16 protein-coding genes are annotated in these 16572 nt (G+C 76.8%); 9 read left to right on the top strand and 7 right to left on the bottom strand.

Going from position 1 to position 16572, the window contains the following annotated elements; genetic code table 11:
- On the top strand, positions 1-561 hold a 561-nt coding region (locus tag J5O08_RS01235), incomplete at its 5' end, for an aminoglycoside phosphotransferase family protein (protein ID WP_218705032.1).
- 17 nt (positions 562-578) lie between these two features.
- Here J5O08_RS01235 and J5O08_RS01240 read toward each other — a convergent pair.
- Positions 579-1091, bottom strand: a complete 513-nt coding sequence (locus tag J5O08_RS01240) for an Lrp/AsnC family transcriptional regulator (RefSeq protein ID WP_218705033.1) — start codon at positions 1089-1091, stop codon at positions 579-581.
- Positions 1092-1211: 120 nt separating this feature from the next.
- Between J5O08_RS01240 and ald the strand changes: the two genes are divergently transcribed.
- From ald to J5O08_RS01260, 4 genes are all read left to right on the top strand, one after another.
- Positions 1212-2330 carry an alanine dehydrogenase gene (gene ald / locus J5O08_RS01245; RefSeq protein ID WP_218705037.1) on the top strand — a complete coding sequence of 373 codons (1119 nt, stop codon included), beginning with the start codon at positions 1212-1214 and terminating at the stop codon, positions 2328-2330.
- Between the two features lie 59 nt (positions 2331-2389).
- Positions 2390-2977, top strand: coding sequence for a GNAT family N-acetyltransferase (locus J5O08_RS01250; RefSeq protein ID WP_218705039.1), 588 nt, complete (start codon positions 2390-2392; stop codon positions 2975-2977).
- Between the two features lie 8 nt (positions 2978-2985).
- On the top strand, positions 2986-5064 hold the full coding sequence (locus J5O08_RS01255; protein WP_218705041.1) for a M3 family metallopeptidase: 2079 nt from the start codon (positions 2986-2988) through the stop codon (positions 5062-5064).
- Positions 5065-5219: 155 nt separating this feature from the next.
- Complete coding sequence (locus tag J5O08_RS01260) at positions 5220-6569, top strand: M20/M25/M40 family metallo-hydrolase (protein ID WP_218705042.1); 1350 nt, start codon at positions 5220-5222, stop codon at positions 6567-6569.
- Between the two features lie 99 nt (positions 6570-6668).
- Here the strand turns inward: J5O08_RS01260 and J5O08_RS01265 are convergent, their stop codons facing one another.
- The gene (locus J5O08_RS01265; protein WP_218705043.1) at positions 6669-6914 is read right to left on the bottom strand and encodes a DUF5703 family protein; all 246 of its coding nucleotides are present in this window, start codon (positions 6912-6914) and stop codon (positions 6669-6671) included.
- Positions 6915-6977: 63 nt separating this feature from the next.
- Here J5O08_RS01265 and J5O08_RS01270 point away from each other — a divergent pair, with 63 nt between their 5' ends.
- Positions 6978-7298, top strand: coding sequence for a primosomal protein (locus J5O08_RS01270; RefSeq protein ID WP_168217050.1), 321 nt, complete (start codon positions 6978-6980; stop codon positions 7296-7298).
- Between the two features lie 45 nt (positions 7299-7343).
- On the opposite strand, the gene J5O08_RS01275 is transcribed toward J5O08_RS01270, so the two are convergent.
- Positions 7344-8306, bottom strand: a complete 963-nt coding sequence (locus tag J5O08_RS01275) for an aldo/keto reductase (protein WP_218705044.1) — start codon at positions 8304-8306, stop codon at positions 7344-7346.
- 112 nt (positions 8307-8418) lie between these two features.
- On the opposite strand from J5O08_RS01275, the gene J5O08_RS01280 reads away from it, so the two are divergent.
- Positions 8419-9300, top strand: coding sequence for an undecaprenyl-diphosphate phosphatase (locus J5O08_RS01280; RefSeq protein WP_218705045.1), 882 nt, complete (start codon positions 8419-8421; stop codon positions 9298-9300).
- 22 nt (positions 9301-9322) lie between these two features.
- Here J5O08_RS01280 and J5O08_RS01285 read toward each other — a convergent pair whose 3' ends face one another.
- The gene (locus tag J5O08_RS01285; protein ID WP_218705046.1) at positions 9323-10312 is read right to left on the bottom strand and encodes a CorA family divalent cation transporter; all 990 of its coding nucleotides are present in this window, start codon (positions 10310-10312) and stop codon (positions 9323-9325) included.
- A gap of 147 nt (positions 10313-10459) precedes the next feature.
- On the opposite strand from J5O08_RS01285, the gene mshC reads away from it, so the two are divergent.
- Positions 10460-11722, top strand: coding sequence for a cysteine--1-D-myo-inosityl 2-amino-2-deoxy-alpha-D-glucopyranoside ligase (gene mshC / locus J5O08_RS01290; RefSeq protein ID WP_218705047.1), 1263 nt, complete (start codon positions 10460-10462; stop codon positions 11720-11722).
- Positions 11723-11758: 36 nt separating this feature from the next.
- Here the strand turns inward: mshC and J5O08_RS01295 are convergent, their stop codons facing one another.
- The 3 genes from J5O08_RS01295 to J5O08_RS01305 all read right to left on the bottom strand — a co-directional run bounded on the left by J5O08_RS01295 (position 11759) and on the right by J5O08_RS01305 (position 14765).
- A complete protein-coding gene (locus tag J5O08_RS01295; protein WP_218705048.1) occupies positions 11759-12259 on the bottom strand; it encodes a hypothetical protein in 501 nt (166 codons plus the stop codon).
- A 79-nt stretch (positions 12260-12338) separates the two neighbouring features.
- Positions 12339-13763 (bottom strand): DUF4232 domain-containing protein, encoded by a 1425-nt coding sequence (locus tag J5O08_RS01300; protein ID WP_218705049.1) that lies wholly within the window; start codon positions 13761-13763, stop codon positions 12339-12341.
- Positions 13764-13901: 138 nt separating this feature from the next.
- A complete protein-coding gene (locus J5O08_RS01305) occupies positions 13902-14765 on the bottom strand; it encodes a PAC2 family protein (protein ID WP_147796577.1) in 864 nt (287 codons plus the stop codon).
- Positions 14766-14815: 50 nt separating this feature from the next.
- On the opposite strand from J5O08_RS01305, the gene J5O08_RS01310 reads away from it, so the two are divergent.
- Positions 14816-16519: a bifunctional 3'-5' exonuclease/DNA polymerase gene (locus J5O08_RS01310; protein WP_218705050.1), complete on the top strand. Its 1704-nt coding sequence runs from the start codon at positions 14816-14818 to the stop codon at positions 16517-16519.
- Positions 16520-16572 lie beyond the last annotated feature (53 nt).

The raw sequence follows: 16572 nt of genomic DNA on the forward strand, positions 1-16572 counted from the left end.
CTGCACGCCGCGCCGGTCCCGGCGGGGCTGCCCGCGCTGGCGGACGTCGCGCGCGGGCTGGCGGACGTGGCGGACGAGCGGGCGGTCCGCGCGGCGCGGGCCGGGCTGCCGCTCGACCCGGGCCTGCTGCGCGCGGCGGACGCGACCCTGCGCGGGGTCGGGGCCTCCGCCGCACCGGCGCCCGTCACGCTGCACGGCGACTACAACCCGGGCAACCTGCTGCTGACCGGGACCGGCGGGGGAGCCCGGTGGGTCGCGATCGACCCCAAGGCGCTCACGGGCGACCCGGCCTACGACGCCTGGCCGCTGCTCGAGCAGGTCGCGGACCCCTGGCGCACCGCCGACCCGGTGCGCGTCCTGCGCGACCGCCTGCTCGTCATCGCCGACCGCGCCGGGCTGGACGCCGCGGGCACCGCGCGGTGGGCGGTCGCCCGCGGCGCGGAGTCCGCGCTGTGGTCCTGGCACCACGGCGGCGGGCGGCGGGGCGCCGCCCGCGAGCTCGACCGCGCGCTGGCGCGCGTGCGCGACTGGGCCCGGGTCGCGGACCTGCTCGGCGGCTGAGCGGCCGCGGCGGGCGGTCAGCCCACCGCGCCCCGGAGGTGGTCGAACACCAGGCTCGTCTCGGTCGAGGCGACGTCCGGCCGGTCGCTCAGGCGCTCCACGACGAACCGGCGCAGCTCGTCGGTGTCGCGCACCGCGACGTGCAGCAGGAAGTCGTCGGCGCCGGCGAGGAAGTACACGTCCAGCACCTCCGGCCGCGCCGCCACGGCCCGGGCGAACGGCTCGAGCGTGGCTCGGGATCCGGCCGCCATCCGCACCGCGACCATCGCCCGCAGGCCCCGGCCGAGGGCCTCGGGGTCGACGTCCGCGTGGAACCCGCGGATCACGCCGGCCCGGCGCAGCGCCCGGACCCGCGCCAGGCAGGTCGACGGCGCGATGCCCACGGCGGCGGCGAGCGCGTTGTTGGCCATCCGCCCGTCCTCCTGGAGCAGCCGGACCAGCTGCCGGTCGACCGCGTCGAGCGGAGCGGCTCGAAGATCGTTCGACGGTGTGACCGACGCCGCACCGGGCACCGCAGGATGTTCGGCCATATGCTGAGCGTAACGAACCGACATGTGCCGTCACGCCGCGGAAACACCGCGAAGTTCACGCTGGAACCCGACGGGCGCCGTACCGGCCCCGCACGCCGCGCGACGCCCCAGGAGGCTGCGATGAGGGTCGGGATCCCCGCCGAGGTCAAGAACCACGAGTACCGGGTCGCCATCACGCCCGCCGGGGTGCACCAGCTGGCCGCGGCCGGGCACGAGGTGCTGGTGCAGGCCGGCGCCGGGCGCGGCTCCGCGATCACCGACGAGCAGTACGCCGCCGCCGGCGCGACCGTGGTCACCGAGGCGGCGCGCGTCTGGGGCGAGGCCGACCTGGTGTGCAAGGTCAAGGAGCCCGTGCCGTCCGAGTACGGGCACCTCCGCGACGACCTGGTGCTGTTCACCTACCTGCACCTCGCGGCCGACCGCCGGCAGACCGACGCGCTGCTCGCGGCCGGCACCACGGCGGTCGCCTACGAGACGGTCCAGCTGCCGGACCGCTCGCTGCCGCTGCTCGCGCCCATGAGCGAGGTGGCGGGCCGGCTCGCCGCCCAGGTCGGCGCCTACCACCTCATGCGCAGCGCCGGCGGGTCCGGCCGGCTGCTCGGCGGCGTCCCCGGCGTCGCCCCGGGGCGGGTCGTCGTCATCGGCGGCGGCGTCGCGGGGCAGCACGCGGCGGAGGTCGCGCTGGGCATGCGCGCGGACGTCACCGTGCTCGACGTGTCGGTCCCGCGGCTGCGCGAGCTCGACACGGCGTTCGGCGGGCGGGTCCGGACCCTCGCGTCGTCCGCCTACGCGGTGCGGGAGGCGGTGGCCGACGCCGACCTGGTCGTCGGGGCCGTGCTGGTCCCGGGCGCCCGCGCGCCGAAGCTGGTCACCGACGACATGGTCGCCGCGATGCGCCCGGGCTCGGTGCTCGTCGACGTGGCGGTCGACCAGGGCGGCTGCTTCGAGTCCACCCGGCCGACCACGCACGACGACCCGACGTTCGCCGTGCACGACGCGGTGTTCTACTGCGTCGCGAACATGCCCGGCGCTGTGCCGGTCACGTCCACGCAGGCGCTGACGAACGCCACGCTGCCGTACCTGACCGCCCTCGCGACGCGCGGCTGGCGGGAGGCGCTGGCGGCCGACCCGGCCCTGGCGGCGGGGCTCGCGACGCACGCGGGACGGCTCTACCACGCGGGGGTGGGCGCGGCCCACGACCTCCCCGTCGCGGACCCCGTCGTCGTGCTGGCGGCGTGACCAGCGGCGACGGGCGAAAGGCCGCGACCCGAGGGGTCCGCCCGTGGCAGGGTGGGCCGATGGAGACCTTCGAGCTGACCGACGGCGTCGTCGTCCTGCGCGCGCCGGGCCCCGCGGACGTCGACCGGATCGACGCCCTCTGCCAGGACCCGGCCATCCAGGAGTGGACGACCGTGCCGAGCCCGTACACGCGCGAGGACGCCGAGTCCTTCGTCACCGGGTACGTCGCCGACGGCTGGGCCCGCGGGACGACGCTCAACTGGGCGGTGCGCGACGCCGCCGACGACACGCTGCTCGGCATGGTCGGCCTCGGCATGGAGGGCACCGGCTCGGCCGAGATCGGCTACTGGCTCGCGCCCGAGGCGCGGGGCCGCGGCCTGATGTCCCGGTCCGTCGAGCTGGTGCTCGACGCGGCGTTCGGCCGTCTGGGGCTGGTCCGGGTGTTCTGGCGCGCGTTCGTGGGCAACGGCCCGTCGCGCGCGGTCGCCGAGCGGGCCGGGTTCCGGGTGGAGGGGGAGCTGCGGCTGGGCGGCGTGCAGCGCGGCGTCCGGCGCGACGACTGGGTGGGCAGCCTGCTCGCCACCGACGCCCGGCCCCGGCGTGTCGGCGAGCGCTCTGAGGCGGCTGCCTCGGGCAACGGGAGATGATGGCGGGCATGAGCACCCCCACCCTGGACGCGGACAACCCGTTCGCCGCCCCGTCCTCGCTGCCGTACGGCCTGCCCGACTTCGCCGCGATCCGCGAGGAGCACCACCGCCCCGCGCTGCTCGCCGGCATGGCGGAGCAGCGGGCGGAGGTCGAGGCCATCGCCGCGTCGACCGACGCGCCCACCGTCGAGAACACCCTGGACGCGCTGGAGCGCTCCGGCCGGCTGCTGCACCGCGCGGCCACCGTGTTCTTCAACCAGTCCTCGGCCGACTCGACCCCCGGGCTCGAGGCGCTCGAGGAGGAGGTCGCGCCGCTGCTCGCCGCGCACAGCGACGCCATCTACCTGGACCGGCGGCTGTTCGCGCGCCTGGAGGCGCTGCGCGAGGCGGCCGAGGCCGGGGACCTCGAGCTCGCCCCCGACACCGCGTGGCTGCTGCACCGCCAGCACACCCAGTTCGTCCGCGCGGGCGTGCGGCTCGACGACGACGCCCAGGCCCGGCTCCGCGAGCTCAACGCCGAGATCACCCGGCTGGAGACCGTGTTCGGCCGGCTGCTGCTCGCCGAGACCAACGACTCCGCGGTGCTCGTCACCGACGCCGCCGAGCTCGCCGGGCTGCCCGAGGACACCCGGGCCGCCGCCGCCGAGGCCGCCGCCCGCCGCGGCCACGAGGGCGCCTGGCTCATCGACCTCATCCTGCCGACCCAGCAGCCCGCGCTGGCCCAGCTGTCCGACCGCGCCCTGCGCGAGCGGCTGCACACCGCGTCGGTGCGCCGGGGCGGCCGCGGGGGCGAGCACGACACCCGCGCCACGCTGCTGGAGCTGGCCCGGCTGCGCGCCGAGCGCGCCCGCCTGCTCGGCTACCCGCACCACGCGGCGTACATCGCCGAGGACGCGACCGCGAAGACCCCGGAGGCCGTCGCCGACATCCTCGGACGCCTGGCGCCCGCCGCCGTCGCGAACGCCCGCGCCGAGGCCGCCGACCTCGAGGAGGCGCTGCGCCGCGACGTCCCCGGCGCGACACTGGAGGCCTGGGACTGGGCGTACTACGCCGAGCAGGTCCGCAAGGAGCGCCGCTCGCTCGACGACTCGTCGCTGCGCCCCTACCTGGAGCTCGACCGCGTGCTGCACGACGGCGTGTTCCGCGCCGCGGGCGAGCTCTACGGCCTGACCTTCACCGAGCGCGCCGACCTCGTCGGCTACCACCCGGACGTCCGGGTCTTCGAGGTGACCGACGCCGACGGCACCGGCCTCGGCCTGTTCCTCGGCGACTACTGGACCCGCGACTCGAAGCGCGGCGGCGCGTGGATGAACAACCTGGTCGACCAGTCGACGCTGCTCGACGAGGCGCCGGTCGTGGTGAACAACCTCAACATCCCGAAGCCGCCGGCGGGTCAGCCGACGCTGCTGACCTGGGACGAGGTCATCACGCTGTTCCACGAGTTCGGCCACGCGCTGCACGGCCTGTTCTCCGCGGTCCGGTACCCGTCGCAGTCCGGCACCGACGTGCCGCGCGACTTCGTCGAGTACCCGTCGCAGGTCAACGAGATGTGGGCCTGGGAGCCGTCGGTCCTGCGCGCGTACGCCGTGCACCACGTCACCGGCGAGCCGATGCCGCAGGAGTGGGTGGACACCCTCATCGCCGCGCGCCAGGACGGCGAGGGCTTCGCCACGACCGAGTACCTGGCGGCGGCGCTGCTCGACCAGGCCTGGTACCGGCTCGCGCCCGAGGACGTCCCGACCGACGTCGCCGAGGTGGAGCCGTTCGAGGCCGCCGCGCTGGAGCGCGCGGGCATCGCGTTCGCGCCGGTCCCGCCGCGGTACCGGACCACGTACTTCAACCACGTCTTCGGCGGCGGCTACTCGGCCGGGTACTACTCATACATCTGGTCCGAGGTCCTCGACGCCGACACCGTGACCTGGTTCGAGGAGAACGGCGGCCTGCGCCGGGAGAACGGCGACACCTTCCGCGCGAAGCTGCTCTCGCGCGGCGGCTCGGTCGACCCGATGGCCGCGTTCCGCGACCTGCGCGGCCGCGACCCGGAGATCGCCCCGCTGCTGGCGCGCCGGGGCCTGACCTCGGCCTGAGCACCCCGCCGTCGGGCCGAGATAGGGCCTGCCCGCCGAGATAGGACCGTGCGCGGCCCTATCTCGGCGGGGCGGCCCTATCTCGGCGTGGGTGGACGGTGCGGGGGTCTGGACCCCCGGCCTCGGCGTGCCGGCGCGGCCGGTAGCGTGGGGGCATGAGCGACGCACCCGCCACCCCGCCCGCCGGCCAGCACGACACCTCGGCGGCCGAGGGCGAGGTCGTGCGGATCGCGCAGGAGCTCATCCGGTTCGACACGTCGAACTACGGCGACGGCTCCGGCCCCGGCGAGCGCTCCGCCGCCGAGCACGTGATGACGCTGCTGCACGAGGTCGGCCTCGACCCCGAGCTGATCGAGTCCGCCCCGGGCCGCGCGAACGTCGTCGTGCGCCTGGCGGGGGAGGACAGCAGCCGCCCGGCGCTGGTGCTGCACGGGCACACCGACGTCGTCCCCGCGGAGGCGAAGGACTGGAAGGTCGACCCGTTCGCCGGCGAGGAGTTCGACGGCATGGTCTGGGGCCGCGGCGCCGTGGACATGAAGGGCATGGACGCGATGATCCTGGCGGTCGTCCGCCAGATGGTCCGCGAGGGGCGCCGGCCCGCCCGGGACGTCGTCGTGGCCATGTTCGCCGACGAGGAGGCCGGCGGGAGGTTCGGCGCCCGGCACCTCGTCGACCACCGCCCCGACCTGTTCGAGGGCGCCACCGAGGCCGTCTCCGAGGTCGGCGGGTTCTCCGTCGACGTGCAGGGCCGGCGTGCCTACCTGCTGCAGACCGCCGAGAAGGGCATCGCCTGGCTCCGGCTGGTCGCGGACGGCACCGCGGGCCACGGCTCGGCGGTCAACCCCGACAACGCGGTGACCGAGCTGGCCGGCGCAATCGCCCGCATCGGCGCCTACCAGTGGGACACCCGGCTCACGCCGACGGTGCTCGCGCTGCTGGAGGGCGTCGCCGACCTCACCGGCCTGCCGCTCGACGTGGACGACCCGCTGGCGATCGACCGGCTGATCGGCGCGCTCGGCCCGGCGCGGCGGTTCGTCGGGTCGTCGATCCGCACGCTCGCCAACCCGACGCAGCTGCACGCCGGGTACAAGACGAACGTCATCCCGGGCCGCGCCACGGCGACGGTCGACGTCCGGCCGCTGCCCGGCGACCACGAGGACGTGCTGGCGAAGGTCCGCGAGCTCGCCGGCCCGCACGTCCGGGTCGAGCCCGAGCACCTCGACATCGGCCTCGAGGTGCCCGCGACGGGAGCGCTCGTCGACACGATGACCGACGTGCTGCGCGCCCAGGACCCCGAGGCCGTCGTGCTGCCGTACATGCTGTCCGCGGGGACGGACAACAAGTCGCTCGCCCGCCTCGGCATCGAGGGCTACGGCTTCGCGCCGCTCCGGCTGCCGGCCGACCTCGACTTCACGGCGCTGTTCCACGGCGTCGACGAGCGGGTCCCCGCGGACTCCCTGCGGTTCGGCGTCCGCGTGCTGGACGGGCTGCTGCGCGAGGCGTGAGCGGGACCTGACCGCAGGGCGGGCGTGCCCGCGCGCGACGGCGGACGGGCACCCGCGACGACGGCAGGGCGGCACCCGCGGGTGCCGCCCTGCTGTCGTTCAGTCGCCCAGCGCGCCGAGCGTGGACCGGACCCGGATGATCCGGCGCCGCAGCCACACCTTCCGCTCGCCGCCCGCGTACAGGAGGGTCCGGGCCAGCTCCCACCGGCCGTACTCCGCCTGCTCCGTGAGCAGCCGGCGGGCGTCGCCGCGGCTGGTCGTCCGGGGGATCGTGAGGACGCGGTACTCGTACTGCCGCGCCTGCTCCGGGCCGCCCGGGCGTCGCGAGCGCGTCGTGCCTGCCATGCCCACCGCCTTGTCGATCGGGTCGTGGTGCCATTGTGCCTGGTGCGGCGCTACGGTCATCGCATGGCTATCGACCCGCGCGCGGCACTGGACCGCCTCATCGCAGCTCTCGAGGCGCACTACACCGCCGTGTCGACCCGGCGGGGCGAGGACGACCCGGCCGTCGACGACGCGTACGACGTGCTCGCGGACGCGTTCGAGGTCTACGACGACGCCCTCGGGACCGTGCACGGGGAGGCCACGCCGTTCTACCTCGCGGAGGAGGACGACGAGGACGACGAGCACGAGGACGACGACGAGCAGGACGACGAGTACGACGCGGACGACCTGCCCGAGGAGTCGTACGAGGACGACGACGAGGACGACGGCGCGCTGAGCCGCTGACGCCGCGCGCCCCCGTCGTGCCGCGTCCGGGTGCGCGGGGGCCGGTCAGCGGCGCTCGGGGTACCCGGTCGCGGGCGCGCTGACCTCGTCGAGCGCCCGCAGGATCTCCGGCGGCAGCTCCACGTCCTCCGCCGCGAGCGACGCGCGGAGCTGGGCGGGCGTCCGCGCGCCCACGACCGCCGAGGCGACCTGCGCGCGCACCCGCAGCCAGGCGAGCGCGACCTCCAGCGGCGCGCGGCCGAGCCCGTCCGCGGCGATCACGACCGCCTCGACGACCGCCGCCGCCACCGACCCGAGGTACGGCTCGACGAAGCCCGCGAGGTGCGGCGACGCCGCCCGGGAGTCGGCGGGCACCGTGCGCCGGTACTTCCCGGTCAGCACGCCCCGCCCGAGCGGCGACCAGGCGAGCACGCCGACGCCGAGGTCCGCCGCCGCGGGCAGCACCTCCCGCTCGATCCCGCGCTGCAGCAGCGAGTACTCGGCCTCGACCGCGGCGAGGCCGGGGTCGTCGCCGAGGAGCGTGGCGGCGCGCGCGACCTGCCAGCCGGCGTGGTTCGACAGCCCGACGTAGCGGGCGCGCCCGGAGTCGACGGCCCGGCGCAGCGCGCTCACCGTCTCGGTCAGCGGCGTGCGCGGGTCCGGGGTCTGCACCAGGAACAGGTCGACGTGGTCGGTGCCGAGCCGGCGCAGCGACGCGTCCAGGCCGTCGAGCAGCGCGCCGCGCGACGCGTCGACCACCCCGCCCTGCGGCGTGCGCCGCACGCCCGCCTTGGTGCAGAGCACGACCTCGTCGCGGGGGACCACGTGCCCGAGGAGCGAGCCCAGCAGCTCCTCGGCGCCGCCGTCGGCGTACGAGGCGGAGGTGTCGACGAGCGTCCCGCCGGCGTCGGCGAAGTCGCGCAGCTGCTCGGCGGCGTCGTGCTCGTCGGTGTCCCTGCTCCAGGTCAGCGTCCCGAGTCCGAGGTGCGAGACCCGCAGGCCGGTCCGTCCGAGCTGGCGCTGTTCCATGCTGTGAGGGTATCCGTGCCGCCGGGTCGTCCGGGCACGGGGGTGACCAGCGGCTATCGTGGCGCCTCGTGGCAGCGCACCCGAGCACCCCGTCCCGGATCGGCACCGGCGCATGAGCGTCTGGGAGGCGATCGTCCTCGGACTCGTCCAGGGCCTCACCGAGTTCCTGCCCGTGTCGTCGAGCGCGCACCTGCGGATCGTGGGCGAGCTGATCGGCTCGGGCGACCCGGGCGCGGCGTTCACGGCGATCACGCAGATCGGGACGGAGACCGCCGTCCTGCTGTACTTCCGGCGCGACATCGCCCGGATCTGCACCCACTGGTGGCGCGCCGTCCGCGGCGACCTCGGCACCGACTGGCGGTCCCGCGCGGGCGCGCCCGTGGGCGGCACCCCGGACCGCGACGCGCAGATGGCGTGGTTCATCGCGCTCGGCTCGGTGCCGATCGTCGTGCTGGGCCTGCTGTTCCAGGACGCGATCGAGGCGCCGTTCCGCAACCTGTGGCTGATCGTGCTGACGCTGACCGTCTTCGCGCTGATCCTGGACTGGGCCGACCGGCGGTCGAGCAGCCGCCGGGAGCTCACCGACCTGACGCCGCGGCACGCGCTGTACTTCGGGCTCGCGCAGGCGATGGCTCTCGTGCCGGGCGTGTCCCGCTCGGGCGGCACGATCACCGCCGGCCGCCTCATGGGCTACAGCCGGACGGCGGCCGCCCGGTACTCGTTCCTGCTCGCCATCCCGGCCGTCCTCGGGTCGGGGCTCTACCAGCTCGGCAAGAGCGTCGGCACCTTCGGCGAGGCCGGCACCCCCGGCGTCCTGCCGACCCTGATCGCGACGGTCATCGCGTTCGTCGTGGGCTACGTCGTGATCATCGGGTTCCTGAAGATCGTGTCGACGTACTCGTACCGGCCGTTCGTGATCTACCGGATCGGGCTCGCGGTGGTCGTGTCGCTGCTGCTGCTGACCGGGGTGCTGGACCCGCTGGCCGGCGCCTGACGCGCGGCCGACCGGCCCGGGGTCACAGCCAGCCGGACCGCTTGAACAGCCGGAACAGCAGGCCGGCGGCCGCGCCCATGAGCACGATCGACGCGGGGTAGCCGACGAGCCAGTGCAGCTCGGGCATGTGGTCGAAGTTCATGCCGTACACCCCGGCGATGAGCGTCGGCACCGCGATGATCGCCGCCCACGCCGAAATCTTCCGCATGTCCTCGTTCTGCCGCACCGACACCCGGGACAGGTGCACGGACAGCATGTCGCCCAGCAGCGCGTCGTGGGCGTCGAGGTGCCGGTCGACCTTCGTCAGCACGGTGTCCAGGCGGCGCAGCCAGCGCATGGTGCGCGTCTCCCGCTGCGCGTCCTCCTGCTCCGCGACCAGGTCCGGGAACGCCGACAGCAGCGGCACCAGCGCGCGGCGCGCCTCGCCGATCTCGCGCTTGAGGTCGTAGACCACCTCGGCGGGGTCGTCGGCCTGCGGGCTGAACACCAGCTGCTCGACGTCGGCGACCGCCTCGCCGATGCCCATCTCGACGTCGCCGGCCCGCCGGACGAGCGCCATGAGCACCGCGGCGAACACGTGGCTCTCGCGGTCCTGCGGCAGGTGGTCGCCCTCGGCCAGGTGCTCCCGCACGTCGTCGAGCAGGGCGCCGGGGCCCTCCTCGGCGGTGATCGTCACGCCCTCGACCTCGAGCGACGCCCAGACGCCGGTCGTGACGTCGCGGGTGCGCCCGTCGTAGGCCAGCGTCGGGCTCACCAGGTACCGGCCGCCGCCGGGGAGCCGGCGGAGCTGCGGGCGCCGGGGGTCGCCGGGCGCGGCGGGTCCGTGGTCCGCGACCGCGCGGTGCACCACCGACTCCGGGACGCCGGCCTGCCGCGCCGCGTCGGCCAGCAGGTCCAGCGAGTCGACGTGCACCCACGCCACGGGCGGCTCGGGCGCCGCCAGCAGGGCCAGCAGCCCGTCGGGGTCCGTCTCGGCCCAGCCGTCGCCCTGGTGCACCCACGCTCTCTCCACGCGGGCATTGTCCCGGGGCCGCGCGCGGGCCGGGCGTCCGACGCGCCGCCGCGCCGCTCGGGCGACCCGGACGGGGGAGCGGTGGCGTCCGTCACCCCGGCCCGGACGCGGGCGCCCGTCCCCGCGGCGGCCGGTACGCTCGACGCCGTGCTCACCTGGCCCGCCCCGCAGATCCCGCAGCTCCCCGGCCAGGGGGGTCCGGTGCGCGTGCGCGACACCTCGACCGGCGAGCTCGTCGTGGCGGCGCCGGGGCCGGACGCCACCGTCTACGTCTGCGGCATCACCCCGTACGACGCCACGCACATGGGCCACGCCGCCACCTACGTCGCGTTCGACCTGCTGGTGCGCGGCTGGCTCGACGAGGGCAAGCGCGTCCGGTACGCGTCCAACGTCACCGACGTCGACGACCCGCTGCTCGAGCGCGCCGAGGCCACCGGCGTGGACTGGCGGGAGCTCGCGGCCGACCAGACCGCGCTCTACCTCGAGGACATGACCGCCCTGGGCGTCGTGCCGCCGGACGTGTACACCGGCGCCGTCGAGTCCGTCCCGGACGTGGTCAAGGCTGTCGAGGCGATGCTGGCAGCCGGGACCGCCTACGTGATCGGCACGCCGGACGCGCACGGCCAGGGTGCCGGCGACGTGTACGCCGACCTGTCCGCGGACCCGGCGTTCGGGCAGGTCGCCCGCCTCGACCGCACCGAGATGCTCGCGCTGTTCGGCGAGCGCGGCGGCGACCCCGCCCGCCCCGGCAAGCGCGACGCCCTCGACCCGCTGCTCTGGCGGTCCGCGCGCCCGGGTGAGCCGTCGTGGGACGGCAACGCGCTCGGCCCGGGCCGCCCCGGCTGGCACATCGAGTGCGCCGTGATCGCCCGCGACGGGATCGGCCTGCCCTTCGACGTCCAGGGCGGCGGGTCCGACCTGCGGTTCCCGCACCACGAGATGAGCACCTCGCACGCCCGGCTGCTCGACGCCGGCGAGGGCGCCCGCACCCACGTGCACACCGGCATGGTCGGGCTGCACGGGCAGAAGATGAGCAAGTCCCTCGGCAACCTCGTCCTGGTGTCGCAGCTGCGCGCCGAGGGCGTCGACGCCATGGCCGTCCGGCTCGCCATCCTCGACCACCACTACGCGGCCGACTGGGAGTGGACCGACGAGGTCCTGCACGCCGCCCAGTCCCGGCTGGACCGGTGGCGGTCGGCGGTGTCCGGCAACGGCGGGCCGGCGTCCGCCGCCCTGCTGGCGGAGGTGCGCGCCGCCCTGGCCGACGACCTCGACGCCCCCCGTGCCCTGCGCGCCGTGGACGCCTGGGCCGACGCTTCGCTGGCCGGGGGCCCGGCGGCCGAGGCCGAGGAGGGCGCGCCGGGGATCGTGGCCCGCGCCGTCAACGCGCTGCTGGGCGTGCGGCTCTAGCGAGTCCGCCCGGCCCCGGTGGACGCTGGCGGCGGGCTACCCGCCGGTGAACGCGCTGATCGCCAGCGGCGCGCCGACCGCGTCGCACGCCGTGCCGAGGTCGTTCACGGCGTGAGACCACGCGGGCGAGCCCACCCCGGTGGACTCCGCGAACGCCCCGGACGGCACGGCCGGCGCGGCCGCCTGCAGCGCGCCGATCGCGGCCTGCACGTCGGTGCCCCCGTCGGCGGGGATGCGCCCGAGCACGCGGGTCGCCAGCTGGTACCAGCCGTGCTGCTCCTGCGCCGCCATCCGGCCCTCGGCCAGGGCGACGTCGGCGTTCTCGACGATGGTCAGCACGTCACCGAAGACGGTGCACGCGGCGTCGTCGTCGCCCGTCGCCTCGTCGGCGGTCGTCGGTGCCGGCCGCTCGGCCGCGGCACTCGGCGGAGGTTCGTCGGCCCCGCCCGGGCCGCTCCCGCCCCCAGGGCCGCACGCACCGACCAGGGCGGCGACCAGCACCGTCGTCGACAGCACGCCGCGGCGTCTCGTTCGCATGTCCGGACGCTAGCGGGTCCGCGGCACCGGCGGGGCCGGTTGCGGGCGCGGGCATGCCGCCCACGGACCAGGCGGGTGCCTACCCGTCCCCGCCGTCGAGGGCCCAGCCCTCCGGCGCGGGCTCCCACGCCCCGATCTCGACCGCCGCGCCGGCGAGCACGTCGAGCGTGTGCTCGCCGGCGGGCACGTCCACGGGGTCGGCGCCCGGCGCCGCCGTGACACGCAGAGCGACCGTCACGTCCGGGTCCAGGGCCGTCGACATCCCGCGCCAGGTGAGCCCGGCGTGCAGGCGCTCGCCGGGCGGCAGGACGTACCGGCCCGGCTCCGGCGTCCCGCTCGGGGTGCCGGTCTCGACGTCCGGGGCCGGCGTGCCCGACGCTCGGACGAACGCGATGGCCGGCCGGCTCTGGACCGCGCACGACGCGTCCGAGGTGTTGGTGGCCGTCAGGAGCAGGTAGCGGCGGCCCAGCGCGGCGTCGAAGCCGCCGAGGGAGACGTCGAGATCGGCTCCGCCGCACGCGGGCGCGTGGGGGTCGTCGGGCCAGGGCGAGGTGGCCGCCCCGGCGGGGTCCGGCGGGGCGGCGGGGTCCGCGGGGTCGGGGCGGCCCACGACGCCCGCCTCGGAGCGGAACGACGAGGACACCACGGCGTGCACGACCGGGCCGTCCGCGGGCCACGCGGCCGAGGTGAGCGCGGCCGTGAGCGCGGCGACCGTGTCGTCGCCCTCGACCTGGACCCGGAGCCACACGTCGGCCGTGCCCTCGGTGCCGACGAGCTGCGACGTCACCCCCGGCCACCCGTCGACCCGGGCGACGAGCCCGGAGAGCCGGGCGTCGAGCAGCGACGCCTCCAGGTACGTGCTGACCCGGCCGTCGTCGGTGGCGAGCGCGGCGACGGCGGCGCGGGTCGACCGGACGGCGCCCGCGAGCCGCCCGAGCGCACGGGCGTCGGCCGCGGACGCACTCACCGTCCCGCCCGACACCTGGAGGTCCGTCAGCCCGGTCGGTCCCGCGGCGTCGGCCACCCCGCCGAGGATGCCGAGTGTCCCCGCACCGCGGTCCCCGGCCCCGGAGAGCTCCGCCGCGAGGTCGGGGACCCCCGGCACGTCCCGCTGCCAGACCCGGGCGGCCACCCGCGCCGTGGCGGGCAGCTCCGCGGCGACCGCCGCCGCGACCGCGACGAAGCCGTCCGCGTCCTCTGCGGCCGTGCGGACGTCGACCTGGACGGCGACCGCCTTCCCCCGGTCGCCGGACCCGCCGGGCAGGGCGAGGTCGGTCGCCGTCGCCTCCGCCACGCCGTCGAGCCCGGCGATCGTCGCGGCGAGCGCGGTGGCCGCCGCTGCGTCCGGGGCGGGGTCTCGGGCGTCGTCGCACCCGGCGAGCGCGGCGACCGTGAGCACCAGCGCGGCGGTCGCCAGGGCCGCGACCGGGTGGCGTCGCTGCCGGGGGACGGGCGGGGCGGGATCCCGGCGGGCGGGCGCGGGCGGTGGCGTGCGGTCGGGCATGCCCGGGACGCTAGGGCCGCCGCCCGTCCGCGCGCGGGTGGTCCACCGCACCGCCCGCGGATGCGCGCCGGACCTGCACAGGCGGCGCACAGCCGCCTGGGCGCGCACCCCGGTCGACCGTCCCGGCGGACGGCCCCGTCAGCCGCCCGTGCCCTTGTCCCGCCGACGCAGGTACCGCTCGAACTCCTGCGCGATGGCCTCGCCGGACGCCTCGGGGAGCTCCGCGGTGTCCTTCGCCTCCTCGAGCTGGTGCACGTACTCGGCGATCTCGGAGTCCTCGCTCGCGAGCTCGTCGACGCCGTCCTGCCACGCCGCGGCGTCCTCGGGCAGGTCGCCCAGGGGGATCGGCTCGCCGGTCAGGGCCTCGATGCGGTGCAGCAGCGCCAGCGTGGCCTTGGGCGACGGCGGGTGCGCCACGTAGTGCGGCACCGCGGCCCACAGCGACACCGTGCGCAGCCCGCGCGCGGCCGCCTCGTGCTGGAGGACGCCGACGATGCCCGTCGGGCCCTCGTAGGAGTTCGGCTCCACGTCGAGGGCCGCGCGGACCGCCTCGTCCTCGCTGGTCGCGGTCACCGGGATCGGCCGGGTGTGCGGCACGTCGGCCAGCAGCGCGCCCAGCGTGACGACGGTCGTCACCCGCAGCGTGGCCGCGATGTCCAGCAGCTCGCCGCAGTACCGGCGCCAGCGCATCGACGGCTCGATGCCGTGCACCAGCACCACCTGGCGGCGCGCGTTCGGGGTCGTGGCGACGGCCACCGCCGTGGTCGGCCAGGTGATCTCGCGGCGCCCGTCGTCGCCCGCGCCGACCACGGGGCGGTTCACCTGGAAGTCGTGGTACTCCTCGGGGTCCAGCTCGTCGACCTGCTCCGCGCCCCAGGCCTCGTGCAGGTGCTCCAGCGCCTGGCTGGCCGCCGACCCGGCGTCGTTCCAGCCCTCGAAGGCCGCCAGGAGGATGGTCTCGCGCTCCGGGAGCCCCGCCGGTGCGTCTGCCTGCTCGGTCATCGGGCCAGCGTAGGACCCCGCGGCGCCCGATGTCGGACCGGGCGGGGAGAATGGGACGCGTGCCGCTCGTCCTCGTCGCCGTCGACCCGGACCGACCGGGCGGCGTCGTGCTGCGCGAGGCCCGGGACGCCGCCGCCGCGGAGGCCGGCGCCGTCGGCCCGCCGGTGCCGATCGCCGGGGACGACCTGGCGCGCGCGGTCGCCGAGCGGGAGGCCGCCGACCACCCGCGGTGGGTCTGGGACGACACCGAGCACTGGTACCCCGACCTGCTGGCCGCGGGCGTCCGCGTGGAGCGCGCGCACGACCTGCGGCTGTGCCGGACCATCCTGCGCGGGTCGACCCGGTGCGCCGGGACCGCCCTCGCGCGCGAGCCGGAGGGGCCGTGGGACCGCGCCGCAGCGGCGGGCGGGACCGGACCGCACGAGGCAGACGCGCCGAGCCTGTTCGACGACCTCCCTGCCGCGGTGCCCGACGCCGCGCCCGACGTCGCCGCCGAGCTCGCGCGCCAGCTCGGGGCCCTGACCGAGGCGGGCGACGACGGCCGGCTCCGGCTGCTGCTCGCCGCGGAGTCGACCGGCGCCCTCATCGCCGCCGAGATGCGGCACGACGGGCTGCCGTTCCGGCCCGACCTGCACGACGCGCTGCTGACCGGGCTGCTCGGGCCGCGCCCGCGCGAGGGCGCCCGTCCCGAGCGGCTGGCGGCGCTGGCCGAGCGGGTGGCTGCGGCGCTGGACCGGCCCGGCCTCAACCCGGACTCCCAGCCCGAGCTCCTGCGCGCCCTGCGTGCCGCCGGCCTCGAGGTCACCTCGACCCGGACGTCCGAGATCCGCGCGCTCGACCACCCCGTGCGCGAGCCGCTGCTCGAGTACAAGAAGCTCGCCCGCCTGCTGTCCGCGAACGGCTGGGCCTGGATGGACCGCTGGGTGCACGAGGGCCGGTTCCGGCCCGACTACGTCCCGGGCGGCGTCGTCACCGGGCGGTGGGCGAGCAGCGGCGGCGGCGCGCTGCAGCTCCCCGGGGTCATCCGCGACGCCGTGCGGGCCGACCCGGGGCGGCGGCTGGTCGTCGCCGACGCCGCGCAGCTGGAGCCGCGCGTGCTGGCCGCCATGTCCGGCGACGGCGCGATGGCCGCGGCAGGGCGGCAGGCCGACCTGTACGCCGCCGTCGTCGCGGCCGGCATCGTGGCCGACCGGCAGCAGGCCAAGTACGCCATGCTCGGCGCCATCTACGGGGCCACCACCGGCGCCAGCGCCGTCCTCATGCCGCAGCTCGGGCGCGCCTACCCGCGGGCCGTCGCGCTCGTCGAGGAGGCCGCGCGGGCGGGGGAGCGCGGCGAGCAGGTGACGACCTGGCTCGGCCGGTCCTCGCCCGCCCCGAGCGCGGCGTGGCTCGCCGCGCGGCAGGCCGCGTCCGCCGAGGGCGCCGCGCCGGAGGACGCCCGCGACGCCCGCCGCCGGTCCCGCGACTGGGGGCGGTTCACCCGGAACTTCGTCGTCCAGGGCACCGCGGCCGAGTGGGCGCTGTGCTGGATGGCCGTCCTGCGCCGCCGGCTGCTGGACCTGCCGGATCGGCCGCACCTGGCGTTCTTCCTGCACGACGAGATCGTGGTGCACGCGCCCGCCGACGTCGCCGACCGGGTCGCCGACGCCGTGCGGGAGTCGGCGGTCGAGGCGGGTCGGCTGCTGTTCGGCGCGACGCCGGTCGAGTTCGCGCTCGACGTCTCGGTGGTGGACAGCTACGCCGACGCCGTGTGATGCTGCCGCTCGGTGGGTAGACCGGTCTACCTAGTCGGGCGGGTCGAGGCGGC

Source organism: Cellulomonas sp. PS-H5 (genome assembly GCF_019265565.1).
Lineage (GTDB): Bacteria > Actinomycetota > Actinomycetes > Actinomycetales > Cellulomonadaceae > Cellulomonas.

What these genes read in the sequence shown, in the direction of transcription:
- J5O08_RS01240 (WP_218705033.1), bottom strand. Translation starts at nt 1,091, where the DNA reads ATGGCCGAACATCCTGCGGTGCCCGGTGCGGCGTCGGTCACACCGTCG.
- ald (WP_218705037.1), top strand. Translation starts at nt 1,212, where the DNA reads ATGAGGGTCGGGATCCCCGCCGAGGTCAAGAACCACGAGTACCGGGTC.
- J5O08_RS01250 (WP_218705039.1), top strand. Translation starts at nt 2,390, where the DNA reads ATGGAGACCTTCGAGCTGACCGACGGCGTCGTCGTCCTGCGCGCGCCG.
- J5O08_RS01255 (WP_218705041.1), top strand. Translation starts at nt 2,986, where the DNA reads ATGAGCACCCCCACCCTGGACGCGGACAACCCGTTCGCCGCCCCGTCC.
- J5O08_RS01260 (WP_218705042.1), top strand. Translation starts at nt 5,220, where the DNA reads ATGAGCGACGCACCCGCCACCCCGCCCGCCGGCCAGCACGACACCTCG.
- J5O08_RS01265 (WP_218705043.1), bottom strand. Translation starts at nt 6,914, where the DNA reads ATGGCAGGCACGACGCGCTCGCGACGCCCGGGCGGCCCGGAGCAGGCG.
- J5O08_RS01270 (WP_168217050.1), top strand. Translation starts at nt 6,978, where the DNA reads ATGGCTATCGACCCGCGCGCGGCACTGGACCGCCTCATCGCAGCTCTC.
- J5O08_RS01275 (WP_218705044.1), bottom strand. Translation starts at nt 8,306, where the DNA reads ATGGAACAGCGCCAGCTCGGACGGACCGGCCTGCGGGTCTCGCACCTC.
- J5O08_RS01280 (WP_218705045.1), top strand. Translation starts at nt 8,419, where the DNA reads ATGAGCGTCTGGGAGGCGATCGTCCTCGGACTCGTCCAGGGCCTCACC.
- J5O08_RS01295 (WP_218705048.1), bottom strand. Translation starts at nt 12,259, where the DNA reads ATGCGAACGAGACGCCGCGGCGTGCTGTCGACGACGGTGCTGGTCGCC.
- J5O08_RS01300 (WP_218705049.1), bottom strand. Translation starts at nt 13,763, where the DNA reads ATGCCCGACCGCACGCCACCGCCCGCGCCCGCCCGCCGGGATCCCGCC.
- J5O08_RS01305 (WP_147796577.1), bottom strand. Translation starts at nt 14,765, where the DNA reads ATGACCGAGCAGGCAGACGCACCGGCGGGGCTCCCGGAGCGCGAGACC.
- J5O08_RS01310 (WP_218705050.1), top strand. Translation starts at nt 14,816, where the DNA reads ATGGGACGCGTGCCGCTCGTCCTCGTCGCCGTCGACCCGGACCGACCG.